Raw genomic sequence first — 14,599 nt, 5'->3', positions numbered from 1 at the left:
GAGCCTTCGGCTCTGGAGAGCCCATGCGTCGGATCGACACGCATGCGGCGCGTCTATTCCTCGTCGGCGATCGCGCATGGAAGCTCAAGCGTGCCGTCCAGTTCGACTATCTGGATTTTTCAACCGCCGATAGACGCCGCGCCGCCCTGGAAGCGGAGCTACGGCTTAATCGCAGGACCGCGCCGGAACTCTACCTGGCGGTTCGCCCGGTATCCAAGAATTCGGCGGGCTGCCTGAACCTCGATGGCGACGGAGAACCTGTCGATTGGCTTCTGGAGATGCGCCGCTTTCCCGATGACGCCTTGCTCGATCATGTGGCAACCCAAGGTGGCCTGACCGATGTGCTGATCACGCAGCTCGCAGACCGGATCAAGGCATTTCATGATGGCGCCGAGACGTGCCTGTCCGGATCGGGGCGCAGCCGTTTGGAAGCCGTCATTGCCGGGAATGATCGAAGCATGGCTCGATTCCCCGACATTCTTCCCGCTCGGCTCGTGAGAGACCTGATCGACAGGCAAGTCGCCCTGCTGGCCCAGCACTCCGATCTGCTCGATTCACGTGCGCGAAGCGGGCGCGTGAGACATGGCCATGGCGATCTGCATCTGGGTAACATTGCCGTGATCGACGGGAGCCCCGTCCTGTTCGACTGCCTGGAATTCAGTCCCGAACTTGCGACCGGCGATGTCCTTTACGACCTTGCGTTCCTACTCATGGATTTATGGGGCCGCGGCCTTCATTGCGAAGCGAATGCCCTGTTCAATCGCTATCTGGACATTTCCCCTCAGGACGATGCCGGCGTGGCCCTTGTGCCGTTGTTTCTTTCGATCCGAGCCGGGATTCGCGCCCATACATCGGCCGCACAGGCGAGCGATGGTTCAGACGAAGCTCTGACCCAAAAGGCCAGCGCCTATCTGACGCTGGCGCGCGCAGTGCTCGAACCGGTGCCCGCGCGGCTCGTCGCCATTGGCGGGCTTTCCGGATCCGGCAAGTCCACAATAGCGAAACTGATCGGCCATTCCCTCGGCGAGGTTCCAGGCGCGCGTATTCTGAGATCCGATGTGCTGCGGAAGCGACTTGCCGGCGTGCCGCCAGAATCGCCGCTTCCCAAAGACGCATATACCCTGTCCGCGAACGCAGCGATTTACACAGAGCTGAGACGGCTGGCGGGACACATGCTTTACGCCGGGCATTCGGTGGTGGCCGACGCTGTCCATGCGAAGCCTGAAGAGCGCACGGAGATCCATCAGGTCGCACTGCGACGAGATGTGCGGTTCGATGGGATATGGCTCGACGCATCACCCGATATGCTGACGGCGAGGGTATCCGCCCGGACACATGACGCTTCCGACGCCAACGGCGCCGTTGTCGAATTGCAGACTCGCTATGATCTGGGTGAGATCGACTGGCACCGCGTCAACGCGGCGGATGACCGCAAGACGGTCGCAACGCAAGTCATGGACGTCCTGGATGTTCGCCATTTGTGACGGGGAATGATGCAGGCCGCGCATGTCGCCCCAGCCGAAGGGATTCTCCATCCGGTGAGGTCGCGATGCCGATCATTGTTCGGCGCGCGCGCAATCGATGCACAATGCTGCCTCCGGCCGTGCATCCAGCCGAGCCGGTGCAATCTGCGACCCACAACGAACGCATTCGCCATAGGTGCCCTTCGCAATTCGCTCCAGGGCACGATCGATCGAAGCGGCCTCCCGCACGATCAAGCTTGCCTCGGCTTCCAGACCCGCATCATCTTCGACTTCGACGGCCTGTTCCGATGAGTCCGCATTAAGGGGCTCAGCCAGATCCGCATTCACTCGCGTCAGCCGAGCGCGAAGTTCCGACAGTCGCTCTGTCAGGCGCTCTTCTATGGCGGCTGTGTCAGTCACGGAGATTCCTTCAGAACAGTAGGTACCGAAATCGGCTTGGGGTTCGGTGCAGATTTATAGCGCCTTCTTCAGACGCAGGTAAGCCGAACGAAGTTCATCAGCGAGCACCTGGAGCGCGGCCTTGATGTTACCGCCGCTCTCCTGAAGGCGAGCTTCTGCAACGAAATGGTGCCATTTGGTTTCGAGCTCGTCCCACTCCTCGCGAGCTTCCATCGCGCCCAGATGCACCTGGACCTTGGCTTCGTCCCGGAGCTTGGCAAGATCAGCCTTAAGTTCTTCAATGGTGCTCATCGGTCGCTCCCCGGCAACAAGGTGTTGAGAAGTGTTCCTGTAGCCGAGCCTGAAGCACTGGGCGCTACGTAAAGCACCGGATACACGTTGGCCCCGGTCCTGGATTGCTCTTCAGGCTCGCTGCGCAACCCGCACGACGACTATCCGCGTATGATCGTTCTCGGGGAACGGGATTCCGCGTGCGTCCCAGAGCGTCCCTTCAACCTCGATTACCGGTTCTTCGCTCTCCAGAGTATCATCCGTCTCGATCGTCACATGAATAGACCCACGGCCTCGCCGCAGGGTCAATTCGACGCTCTCCCAGTCCCTGGGCAAGACGGGGCGCACCTGAAGTTCGCCGCCCACGAGCCGAACGCCAAGAATCTCCTCTACCGCCAACCGCCATGTCCAGGCTGCGGCACCCGTGTACCAGGTCCAGCCACCTCGGCCGAGGTGGGGCTCCATGCCGGCAATGTCAGCCGCCACGACATAAGGCTCGGTTCGATAATGGGCGGCGCTGCGAGCCGTCGCGGCATGCTGAATAGGATTGATTCGGTCGAAGAGCGCCTTGGCCCCATCACCATCCCCCGTGCGCGCGAACGCGAGCGCGAGCCAGCTTGCCGCGTGGGTATACTGGCCTCCATTCTCGCGAATTCCCGGCGGATAGGCCTTGATATAACCCGGCTCACGCGGCGTGCGGTCAAAGGGCGGATCCAGCAGACGCACGAGACTGTCGTCATCCCGAACCAGATATCGTCTGGCCGAAGCGAGCGCCGATCGGGTACGCTCGACCTTGCCGGCACCCGACAATACGGACCACGACTGCGCGATGGAATCGATGCGGCATTCCTGTTCTTCCGACGCGCCCCATGGACGGCCGTCGTCGTCGAATGCGCGCAAATACCATTCGCCATCCCACCCCGACCGTTCCACCGCGGCCGCAAGCGTCTCTGCGCGGCCGTTCCAATGGTCGCGGAACTCGTTCCGGTCCGCATCCACACAATGACGCGTGAAATTTCGGATGGTCGCGATGAGAAACCAGGCGAGCCATATGCTTTCGCCATGCCCCCGGTTGCCCACGCGATCCATGCCGTCATTCCAGTCCCCTGCACCAATCAGCGGGAGGCCATGAGACCCGAGGCGGTAGGCGTGGGAAAGCGCGCGCTCGCAATGAACGAACAGGGATTGCGTGTAGTCACTCACCTCGAAACGCGCATAGCGATCGGTTTCTTCGGCCGTGAGCGGGGGCGCCCGCAGAAAAGGAACCAGCTCGCTCAGGATGGTTTTGTCTCCGGTCGCCTCAACATAATGAGCAACGGCGTACGGTAGCCAGACCAGATCGTCCGAGCAGCGCGTGCGGACGCCGCGATCCAATGGCGGATGCCACCAATGCAGCACGTCGCCTTCCTCGAACTGATGGGCAGCCGCGGCAAGGATATGCTGCCGTGTTGCATTCGGATCGGCATGGATCTGTGCCAGAACATCCTGCAGCTGGTCGCGAAAACCGAAAGCGCCGCTCGCCTGATAAAAGCCCGCGCGAGCGCGGATGCGGGCGCTGAGCGACTGGTGCGGCAGCCACCGGTTGACCATCAGGTCAAAGGCGGGATCGGGCGTCTTGACCTGCACCGCGTCCAGCCTGTCCTTCCAGAAACCGGCACACTCCCGCGCCGCGGTCTCGAAGGCCGATGGGTCCTGCCAGCGACGGACAAGGTCACGCGCGTGATCCAGGTCGTCGCCCTGCCCCAGCACAAAGCAAACTTCTGCGGTTCCTTCAGCCGGGATATCAAGATGGACCTGCAGGGCGGCGCAGCAGTCGTCACCGGCAGCATGCTGCCGGTGACCAAGATCCCAGTTCAGAAGTCCGAGGGGACTGGTGGGGTCGGCGTCATCGCCGTGAAAATCGTAGCGTGAGGTGGTGAGCGTGTGGACCGGAAGTGTCGAAGCAAGAAAGGAGATGCGGTCGGCAAATTCGTCGGTCCAGGGATTTTGGCCGAGAATCGCGTGCGAGATCGGATCATAGAATGAGCGGCGCAGGGGCGCCTGTTCTCCTTGCACAGCGCCCATCAGCCATTCGGCATAGTAGGTAGCCGTGATCCGGCGCGGACGCGGCAACTGATTACGCAAGCGAAGCCGGACAAGCTTCACGGTGTCGTGCGTCGGCACGATGACGGAGAGCTCCTGTTCAAGGCCTTCGCTATGCCGGTGCCAGGACGTACGGTCGGGGCCGTGATCGATGCGGCATGCCGTGTCTCCACCGGCCGGAAGCGGCGTCGGCGTCCAGAGCCGTGCGTTTTCCTCATCGCGCAGATAAAGGCGTTCGCCTTGAGGATCTTCGACAGGGTCGTTGAACCACGGCGTGAGACGGTTTTCACCACTGTTTATCGCCCAGGTGAAGCCCAGACCGCCCTCGGTCACGATCGTCCCGAAGCCGTCGTTGGCGAGGACGTTGGCCCAGGGCGCAGGGGTCGGCGCACCGGGTTCCAGATAGATAGTATAGTCGCCCGTATCCGGATCGAAGCCTCCCCACCCATTATCGAATTGCAGATCAGCCGGGCGCGGTACGGGCGCCGTCATGATTGTACCGGAGTTCGCCCCGACCGGCGCGAACAGCGGGCCCGGATGCGGCGGCTGGTCGTATCGCGCAAGCTGGTCGACTAGGCTGCCGCCGGCTTCGTCAAGGATGAGGCGGGCAACCTGATCGAGAAGCGCCGCCCGCTCGCCATCGGATGGACCGATGCCGACGAGGTGTATCCCGGCATGGGTGCCAAGGCGATCCTGTAGCCCGGCATCCTTCAGCACTTCCAGAAGACGCTCGCGGACGGGCTCGATATAGCCCGACGTTCCTTCATGCGTCACCACCAGGTCGATCGGCATACCACGCTGCCGCATGAGCTTGTGGAAGGAGAGAAGCTGTCGAAGCAGGTCCTGCTGCTCCGCGGTTCCGGAACGCAGCATCAAAATAGGATGGTCGCCCGATATCCCGAGCGCCCAAAGGTCCCCGCGCCGAAATGTGCGCGCGCCGGCCGATCCCGGCTCTGCCGCTCTGGTGAGAAGAGTGGACAGCAACGCCTGCGCCTGCGGCACGATGTGCGGCTGCAGGCCCAGCTTGTGCATCTCGCGCGCCGCCGCACTTGCCGTATCGCTCACAGCCCAGTCGAGTGACGGCAGGGTGGTAAAGCGCTCGGCAAGTTCGAGGGCCGATTGCCGGGATCCAGCCGCAATGGTGACGAAGGCGAATTCACGTCGCGCGCGCGGAGGCAGTTCCACCGTCATCCTGATCGCGCAGATCGGATCAAGCGTCCAGCCGAGCGGGCCACCAGGCAGTTCCCCGGTCAACAATGCGGGCCGCCTGGGGCACCCATATCGTCCGATGAAAGCGCTGCGATCGGCTTCGAGACCGAGCAGGGTAACGCCATCTTCATCCCCGATCACACGGGTCAGCAGGACGGGCGGACGTTCCGCCGAACTGCGCGGCCGCCGCGTGAAAAGCAGGCCGTCATTGCCAGGCAAGGCTTCCGCCCCCACGAACAGCTTGCTGAAGGCAGGGTGGCGCGCCGCGTCCTGGGCCGGAGCCAGAACGATCTGCGCGTAGCCCGTGACTTCGATGGTCCGGGGCTTATCGCTATCATTGACAAGAGCGACACGCCGGATCTCCAGGTCGTCGGCATTGGCGACATTGATCGTTGTCGTGACCGACAAGCCGTGGGCGCGCTGGTGGAACTCCACCTGATGCGCTTGGAAGATCACCTCCGGCGCGTCTTCGGGTCGAGAAAAGGGGCCGCCCGTTGCCGACCAGGTAACATCTGCATCCCGGTCGTGCAGATAGATCCAGAAACCTGCGTCCCCACGGGTCAGGGCATGCTGGTTCCAGCTCAGCCCACCTGCACCGTCTGTCCGAATGCGGCTCGAAAGCCGGCCATTGCCGAGAATCTGCCACGCGTGCTCCCCACGGCGCCGAGTGGGTGCCCAGCCGTAAAGGCCCGGAATCAGTTCGTCGGGTTCCGGCTGTGGCTCACGAACCTCAAGCCGCGCGATCTCGGGCGGCAGCTCCCATGGAATCCTTTCGTTAAGGAGCAGGTCGACGGTGCGGATATGAGGATCGGTGTGGAACCAGCGCACGAGCATGTCATCGCACAACGCGTTTCCGAGCGCGGCAAGGCTCATGCCATGATGATGAGCCATGTAGGAGCGCACGACGGCAAAGCGTTCACCGTCAGGCGCCCGCTCGGGCGTGAAGTCGACCGCTTCGAAAAATCCGTATCGGCCGATGAGGCCAAGATCCGCCAGAGTTTGAAGGTTGCGCGTCGCCAGCGCGGGCCGGATCGTCAGCGCCAGCGCCGTCGCATAGGGGCTGATAACCAGATCGCGCCCCAGACCTCGCTGGAGGCCGAGCGCAGGGACGCCGAATGCGTGATATCGGTAGACGCGGTCCTCGCCCATCGATGCGAAGGACGACTCCGAAATACCCCAAGGCATATCATGTGACCGCCCGAATGCGATCTGGATAGCAATCGCGGTCCGGTCACTCATTCCGAGCAGGGTTTGGGGATCGCTCTGCAGGAAGATGTTCGGCATCAGATATTCGAACATCGAGCCGTTCCACGATATCAACGCCAGGCCTGCGTGCTGCTTGGTGATGGGCCGCCCGAGATGGAACCAGTGCAGAGGCTCTATGTCGCCCTTCGCGATGGCGAAAAAGCTGGCGAGGCGTGCTTCGCTGGCGAGCAGATCGTAGTGGTGCGGATCTATTCGATCGGCGCTCACATTGTAGCCGATATGAAAGAGCCGGCTGCCGGCATCGAACAGGAACGAGAAGTCCATGGCGTGCGCGGCGGCGTTAGCGCGACTGGAGAGGTCATCGAGGCGGTCATGAAGCGCTTGCCGGGCCGCCTGGCCTTCCTCGATCGCCGCCTGGAGATCGTGCGCCCATTGCCGGCTTTCCGCCGGTAGCTGGTCTCTCGCCGCATTGAGGACGCCAATTGCTGCCGCGGCGCCCGCGTGCGTGGACGGCAGCCGGTCGTTCGCCAACAGGTCGGCGACTTTTGCCGCGACGTTCGAACACTCTGCCGGATGCGCCGCGAGCGTCTCCCACCAGGGCGAGAACAGCCGAAGGTCTCGCCGCATGCCGGACAGATGATGTTCGAGCCGCTCCAGCCAGGCTTGGACATTCCGCAGGGAGGCGATTTCATCCTCGCCGACGCTTTCGGCCATCAGGGTAATCTGCTCGCGCAGGCGAGGAAGATCGATCGACAGGAGATCGTCGATCCTCTCGGCCCAGTCTTGCCTCCCTTCCTCAATCCTGCGGGCGGTTTCCCGCATAGCCTCAAGGATCGAGCCGGCGGCGGAGGCCGCTTCGAGGTCGATCGTCGCAATCGCTTCGGCGAGCAACTCGATATTGTCGTCAAACCCTCGCCACAAATCCGTGGCGACCGGTGGCAAGCTTCTGGCTTCCTGAAGGGCTCGCGCGACGGTGATCAGACTGACCGCGAGATTTCCGCTGTCGACGGTCGAAACATATCGGGGCTCCAGGGCCGCGAGCGTTCTCGTCTCGTACCAGTTGAGAATATGGCCGCGGTAGCGGTCCAGGCGATCCAACGTATCGAGCGTGTTGTGAAGCCGTGTCGCAACCTCGTTGAGGCCGATATGTCCGAGGCGCCAGGCAGTGAGGACCGATACCATCATCATTCCGATGTTGGTCGGCGAGGTTCGGTGCGCGATTTCCTCGTCGGGCGGCTCCTGATAGTTATCGGGTGGCAGCCAGTTGTCCTCGGGGCGCACAAAGGTCTCGAAAAAGAGCCAGGTGCGCCGCGCCATCAGTCTCAGGAACTTTCGATCGTTTTCGGACAGCGTGTCCTTTGCCGGCTCAATCGGACGGCTGATCCGGATCGCGATCTCAGGCGCAATGAACCAGAGCAGCAGCAGGGGAGCCGCGACAGGCAGGGAAGCGGGCGCCGCAAGGAACAGACCCGCGCCGATGATCAGCGCGAACACCGGAGAGGCGGCCATGTCACGCCATGCCGCCAGTCGCGGATGTCGCGCCGCGTTGCGCGTCGCCATGTGGGCGGCCGACGTCCATTCGAGCTTTCTTTGGCCCGAATGGAGACGCCATAGGGTGATGGCAATGGCATGCAGCGCTATCATCGCGTCACTGACGAGAAAGACGATAGCGAGAAACCAGCGACCCGCGTGATCCGCCAGACGTCGCAGCAGGTTCTGCATGACGCCGCGGCGGCGGCCCTGCGCGAGGCCGGTCACGAGGTCCGTAAAGAGATATGCACCGGGCGCGATGACGGCAAGCAAGGTCCAGACCCAGGGCTGCCCATGGAGAAGAAACCATCCACCCACCAGCAGCGCCACAATACTCGCTGGAATTATGCTGCGCCGCAAATTGTCGAATATCTTCAGCCGATCGAACCAGCCGAGCCGGTTGCGCAGCCATCGGCCATCGCCGCCGGGCACGAAGGGAAAGAGCCATGGCAGGATCTGCCAGTCCCCACGGACCCATCTGTGCCAGCGCCAGGTGAAGTCGAGATAGCTGGTCGGGAAGCTCTCATAAACGATCGCATCGCTGACCAGCGCCGCTCGCCCGTGCAGTCCTTCGAACAGGTCATGGCTGAGAAGTGTATTCTCGGGAACGCGCCCTTCGAGGCTCCGATGAAAGGCCGCCACATCATAGAGGCCCTTGCCCACGTAGACGCCTGTGCCGAGCAGATCCTGATAGACGTCGGATACGGCGCGCGAATAGATATCGATGGTCGTGTCACCGCCATAGAGGCGCGAAAACAAGGATTGGCCGGTCGCTTCCGGCGCCAGCTCAACGCGCGGCTGAAGAACCGTATATCCTCGTTCGACCGCGCCGGTCGCAGCGTTGAAGTGGGCGCGGTTAAGGGGATGAGATAGCGTCCCCACCAGTCGCCGGACGATGCCGGCCGACAACCTGGTATCGGCATCGGCCGTCATCACGAAACGGCATCGCCGCAACCGTTCGATGCTACCGACGGTCACATTGAAGGGGGACGCATCTCCGTTCAGGATGAAGGCGTTGAACTGCTCAAGCTTTCCGCGCTTTCGCTCCCAGCCCATCCAGCAGCCCTGGGCCGCGTTGAACCGTCGTGGCCGATGCAGCAAATGGAACGGCCCATGTCCCTTGGCATTGGCAAAGCGCGCGTTGAGTTCCTCGATCCCGCTGGTCAGCGCGCGAACGATATCGGCATCGACCGAGACACTTTCCTGTGACGCATCGGCGAAATCGCTGAGCAGCACGAATTCGAGCGCGGCATCGGGATTGGAAAGGCGGTGTGCCTCCAGGCGCCGAAGCAGCGGCGCGATATCCGACAATCGCGCGACCAAGACAGGCATCACGACTGCCGTCGCCGAACTTTCGGGGATGCCGTCCTTGAAATCGAGCTTGGGGAGTACGTTCGGCCGAACGATGTGGGTCACGAGCCAATTGACGAAGGTGATGCTCAGGATCGATGCGGGTAGCAGGGTGAGCGCGATCCCTAGAAGCCAGGATCCGGCGGTGGCGCCGGTGGAAACCAGATAGGCTGCGGGTAGAGCAAAGCCCGCAAGGCCCGCGAGCAGCAAGGCGGCTGCATAAAGCAGGCCTGGATAACGCAGCGCGCGTCGCAATATCGAGCCCGGCGTCCATGGACGAGGATCGATCGCGTCGGCAAAGGCAGGCCGTCCGATATCGATGAGCCAGAAGCCTACATGGCCCGATGGCGCTTCGTCGCTGCTATAGCACTGGCGCAAGGCACGCTCGGCGACATCCCATTCCGGGAGTCCCGACTGGTCGGCAAGCTGCTCGACCGCATGGCGATATCGATCGCGCGTATCGAAGTCCATATGTGGATAGACGCCTGCCGGGTCGCGCCGGAGGATGGCTTCGACCTGGCTCGTTCGATCGAAGAAGTCGTTCCATTGAATCGTCGCGATCACGCCAAGGTTCGCGATTGCGCGCGCGACGCATTCCGTATCGTCAAAACCAACCATCGCCGTGTCGGGCGTCTCGACGATCTCAAAGGGCGGCTCGACCTCCGGGAAGAGGTGGCTGAAACCTCCGATGAGCAATTCCAGGCAGACTATGCGCAGCATGGTCGGGAAGGCCCAGGTCTCGGCGATGCTGAGCGGCATCTTCTTTTGATATTGCTCTACGAACAGCACCGCGCCATTCAGCGAGACCTGCAGGTGAGAAGCCTGCAGCAAGGCATGGGCAAGCTGATGCACGCGAGGGCGACCGAGCCCGTCCCCGGAGATCGCCGGAAGTTTCGCGTAGAACTCTCCGGGAAGATCCTCGCGGATCTGCAGGATGGCGCGTTGTATCTGATAATCGTTGTCGAGCAGCCATTCAGCCGCGGCGCCTGCGCGCTTGTCGGCCTTGGCGGCCGCCTGTCGGGCCTGCCTCAGCCAGGTCTTCATCTCCTCGAGATGCGCCCATGCGGGCAGCGGCACCGACTTGCCGAGCAGTCCTGTCAGGCGATGACGGTCGGCGACCTCCTCCGCCGCCCCGGCGAGCGGATCGCGCTCCTCATAATCGGCCATCAATCAGACCTGAATGGCCGTTGGCAATCTCACGCTCTGGCTGGCGGCAGGCGAAGTCATTTGCGCCTTGCGACTCGCCGAAGGCAGGACGAGCATCGGGACACTGCAATGGGCCATCAGATAGGAGGCAACCGTTCCGTACGGGACGTCCCTGACATGCTGATGCCCGTGCCCGCGTGCGGACATCACCGCGAGATCAGCCGCTTCGCGATCGATCAACGCGCAAAGCGTGTCGCGAACGTCGCCGCCACGGATGACAATCGCGCGAGCGCGAAGGCCCATCGCCGAAAGATTGGACCTGGTCCGATCCAGATAGCTGCGCGCGGCCTGCTCGTTGCGTTCGATCAGGTTTTCGCGCAGCGTCTCGTCTTCGGTTTCCAGGGGTCGCGCCTGGATCATTTCGGGCGTGGGGACGACATGAACGAGCAGCAGCTCAGCGTCGGCTGCCTTCGCGAGGCGCACCGCAAGGGGCAGCACGCTTTCGGCCCAGCGCGAGCCATCGAGCGGCACCACGATCCGTCGATAGGCCGAACCCGGGACGGGCGCTTCCACCGGAACAAGCAGGACAGGGCCTGGTGCCTGGGACAGCACCTTGTGGACTGTGCCCCCGACGCCGTCGCGGCCGGCTTCCTTTCGTCCGCGCCTGCCCAGCACGACCATCCCTTCGTCACACTCCCGCACGTACCGGCAGATTTCCTCCGCCGCCGGTCCTTCTGCGAGCTCAATGGTCGTTTGAGATGAGGACGGTTCGATCGTCGCAGCACAACGATCGAGCACCCGCATGGCCTCGCGGCGACGAAGATTGCACTCGATGGGGTCAGGCCGTGCGTCGGGCGACGCGTCTCTGTCCAAGACCTGAAGCAGCGTTACCGGAACGTCGAGCGTTGAAGCCAGAGCAAGAGCGTGTGGATAGATCCACGCGTTGCGATCGGTGCAATCGATGCACGCGACGACGCCGGATGTCTTCGCGGACATTCGGGGCTGGGAGAAGGATGGAAAGGCAGATACGGCAGACATAGGAAAACCTCCTGTTGCCGTCCGTCTCCCCGCTACCGGCGGCGCTCATTCCGACTGTTGCTATCAACGTCATCTGGCCGGACCCTGTTCCCCGATTCCAGCCAGCACTCAAAGGCTATCGGCGGTTCCAGGATGGGGCCATTAGGGCTTTTACGAATGCCGCCGGACTCAGACGACGTTCTCGGGTAACCTTCCCGAGCTCGCGATTGCGCGACAATATGCGGGTGAACCCAGGCGGATCAGCACCGGTAGACGCAATTTCCTGTACCTCGCATCAGTGTCATTTCACCCGGCGCTCAGCCCGATTGTCCCTCCGCCTCCGCGACGGCCTTGATCGTTCGCACGAAGCTGTCGGGATTGAGCGACATGGAATCGATACCCTCCGAAATCAGGAACGCCGCAAAGTCCGGATGGTTGCTCGGCCCCTGGCCGCATATGCCGATCTTGATGCCCGCCGCGTGCGCCTTGCGAATGGCTTCCGAGATCATGCGGGTGACGGCTTCGTCTCTTTCATCGAAGAGATTGGCCAGAATCCCGGAATCGCGGTCGACACCCAACACAAGCTGGGTGAGGTCGTTGGAGCCGATGGAAAATCCGTCGAAGCGCGTAGCGAACTGCTCGGCGAGAATGACGTTCGAGGGTATCTCGCACATCATGTAGATTTGCAGCCCATTCTCCCCGCGGCGCAAACCGTTCTCGGCCATCGCTTCGAGCACGCGATCCGCCTCGGCCGGCGTGCGGCAGAAGGGGACCATGACGATGACGTTCGAGAAGCCCAGTTCCTCCCGGACCCGCTTGAGCGCGCGGCATTCGAGAGCGAAGCCTTCGCGATACCGTTCATCGTAATAGCGCGAGGCGCCGCGGAAGCCGAGCATCGGATTCTCCTCATCCGGCTCGAAGGCGTCGCCGCCCACAAGGTGCGCATATTCGTTCGTTTTGAAATCGCTCAGGCGCACGATGGCGGGGTGCGGGTAATAGGGACTTGCAAGCTTCGCGATGCCGCGCGCGAGGACATCGACAAAAAACTCCGATGGGTCGGAATACCCCTTGGTCAGATCGCGTATTTGCCGTTGAGCTTCAGCGCTCACGCGATCCGGGTGAACCAGTGCCATCGGATGCACCTTGATATGCGCGTTGATGATGAACTCCATGCGCGCAAGGCCGACCCCTCGGGCAGGAAGCCGCCACCACTGGAATGCCGCCGCCGGGTTCGCGATATTGACCATGATGTCCGTCCGGGTGGCCGGCAGGGAGCCGATATCCACGTCCGTCACGGAAAAATCGAGTATGCTGGCGTAGATTGTTCCGACGTCACCGTCAGCGCAGCTGATCGTGATCTCGCTGTTCTCGGCAATGATCTCGGTCGCGTTTCCGGTGCCGACGATTGCGGGAACACCGAGTTCGCGGCTGACGATGGCAGCGTGGCTGGTGGTGCCGCCATGATTGGTCACGATCCCCGCCGCGCGTTTCATGACCGGAACCCAATCGGGGTCAGTCGTCTCAGTGATGAGAATAGACCCGTCCCGGAACTGGGCGATGTCGGCGGCGGTCCGGATGACACAAGCCTTGCCAGCAGCGATGGCTGTTCCCACCGCCGCGCCCGTCAATAGCGGGTCGCCTTTCTCCTTGAGGCGGTAATGCCGGAATGTCGAAGTGCTGGCCTGGGCCTGAACCGTTTCGGGACGCGCCTGGACGATGTAGAGTTCACCAGTCTCGCCGTCCTTCGCCCATTCCATGTCCATGGGACGCTGGTAATGGTCCTCGATTGCCACGGCCCACCGCGCGAGCTGGACGATATCGCTGTTATCGAGAACGAAGCTCTGACGCTCCTGCTCGGTTGTCTCGACGATCCTCGTACGGTGGCTTCCGCCTTCCCCATAGACCATGCGGAACGCCTTACCGCCCAACTCCTTGTCGATGATCGGTTCGGTCCCCGGCTGCGCGAGAAGCGGTTTGAATACGACATATCTGTCCGGGTTTACGCTCCCCTGGACGACGGTCTCGCCCAGCCCCCAGGCGGCGCTGATGACGATAGCATTTGGAAAGCCAGTTTCGGTATCGATCGAGAACATGACGCCCGATCCGCACAGGTCCGAGCGGACCATCTGCTGAATGCCGATCGACAGCGCAACCTCGAGATGATCGAAGCCTTTCGCATCGCGGTAACTGATCGCGCGATCGGTGAACAGCGAGGCGAAGCATCGACGACAGGCCGCCAGAAGTGCGGCCCGGCCCCGGACATTGAGGAAGGTTTCCTGCTGGCCCGCGAAGCTCGCATCCGGCAGATCTTCGGCGGTCGCGCTGCTGCGCACGGCAACGGCGGGACGCTCTGTGCCGGTACGCCGGCCAAGTTCCGCATAAGCGGACACAATCTCCTCGGCGATATGGGAGGGCATTTCCGCTTCCAGAAACAGACTCCTTATAGCCTGCCCCGCTTCCTGAAGGGTGCATCCGCCGGAGTGGAAGGCGGAGAGATGTTCCGTAATGCGGGGTGCAAGCTCATTGTCGTGAATGAACGCCCTGTAAGCGTCCGCAGTGGTGGCAAAGCCAGAGGGCACCTTCACGCCCTTCTGAGCGAGGGCCGCGGTCATCTCGCCTAAAGACGCGTTCTTGCCGCCTACGGCCTGCACATCAGCGATACCGATGTCTTCGAACCACAAAATCATCGGCTTGGACATAGCTCATCTCCAGCTTGCGTAAGGTGCCAGAGGCCGCCTCAAGGTTTCACCCAGCCACCTCTTTTGTGGTCACCATCACCGCGCCGACTGGCAACGTCACTACGTAAGGCTCCTGAGTGTATCGATGGACTTCGGCTCGATCATCAGATTGACCGGATCAGCTCCGGCCGGATGGCCCAAGATCGAGAGCAGGTTATGGGCAACACA

The 14,599-nt window shown here is 62.4% G+C and carries 6 protein-coding genes; 1 reads left to right on the top strand and 5 read right to left on the bottom strand.

What is annotated here, in order from left to right; all coding sequences use genetic code 11:
• The first annotated feature begins 23 nt into the window (after positions 1-23).
• Complete coding sequence (locus SGRAN_RS02915; RefSeq protein ID WP_119034650.1) at positions 24-1,484, top strand: bifunctional aminoglycoside phosphotransferase/ATP-binding protein; 1,461 nt, start codon at positions 24-26, stop codon at positions 1,482-1,484.
• A gap of 72 nt (positions 1,485-1,556) precedes the next feature.
• Here SGRAN_RS02915 and SGRAN_RS21465 read toward each other — a convergent pair whose 3' ends face one another.
• The 5 genes from SGRAN_RS21465 to ppsA all read right to left on the bottom strand — a co-directional run bounded on the left by SGRAN_RS21465 (position 1,557) and on the right by ppsA (position 14,392).
• The gene (locus SGRAN_RS21465; RefSeq protein ID WP_013846853.1) at positions 1,557-1,883 is read right to left on the bottom strand and encodes a TraR/DksA family transcriptional regulator; all 327 of its coding nucleotides are present in this window, start codon (positions 1,881-1,883) and stop codon (positions 1,557-1,559) included.
• Positions 1,884-1,937: 54 nt separating this feature from the next.
• Entirely contained in the window at positions 1,938-2,174 is a 237-nt protein-coding gene (locus SGRAN_RS02905) for a hypothetical protein (protein ID WP_013846854.1), read from the bottom strand.
• A 111-nt stretch (positions 2,175-2,285) separates the two neighbouring features.
• Entirely contained in the window at positions 2,286-10,697 is an 8,412-nt protein-coding gene (locus SGRAN_RS02900; protein ID WP_030090319.1) for a GH36-type glycosyl hydrolase domain-containing protein, read from the bottom strand.
• A gap of 3 nt (positions 10,698-10,700) precedes the next feature.
• Positions 10,701-11,714 carry a universal stress protein gene (locus SGRAN_RS21460; protein ID WP_013846856.1) on the bottom strand — a complete coding sequence of 338 codons (1,014 nt, stop codon included), beginning with the start codon at positions 11,712-11,714 and terminating at the stop codon, positions 10,701-10,703.
• Between the two features lie 296 nt (positions 11,715-12,010).
• Positions 12,011-14,392, bottom strand: a complete 2,382-nt coding sequence (gene ppsA, locus SGRAN_RS02890; protein ID WP_030090317.1) for a phosphoenolpyruvate synthase — start codon at positions 14,390-14,392, stop codon at positions 12,011-12,013.
• Positions 14,393-14,599 lie beyond the last annotated feature (207 nt).

This window comes from Sphingopyxis granuli (assembly GCF_001559015.1).
In the GTDB taxonomy this organism is placed as follows: domain Bacteria; phylum Pseudomonadota; class Alphaproteobacteria; order Sphingomonadales; family Sphingomonadaceae; genus Sphingopyxis; species Sphingopyxis granuli.
Note: the sequence above shows the minus strand (reverse complement) of the source record. Positions and strands in the feature narration are given on the sequence as shown.

Excerpts from the sequence above, each read along its gene's own strand:
- SGRAN_RS02915 (WP_119034650.1), top strand. The coding sequence starts at position 24 with ATGCGTCGGATCGACACGCATGCGGCGCGTCTATTCCTCGTCGGCGAT.
- SGRAN_RS02905 (WP_013846854.1), bottom strand. The coding sequence starts at position 2,174 with ATGAGCACCATTGAAGAACTTAAGGCTGATCTTGCCAAGCTCCGGGAC.
- SGRAN_RS02900 (WP_030090319.1), bottom strand. The coding sequence starts at position 10,697 with ATGGCCGATTATGAGGAGCGCGATCCGCTCGCCGGGGCGGCGGAGGAG.
- SGRAN_RS21460 (WP_013846856.1), bottom strand. The coding sequence starts at position 11,714 with ATGTCTGCCGTATCTGCCTTTCCATCCTTCTCCCAGCCCCGAATGTCC.
- ppsA (WP_030090317.1), bottom strand. The coding sequence starts at position 14,392 with ATGTCCAAGCCGATGATTTTGTGGTTCGAAGACATCGGTATCGCTGAT.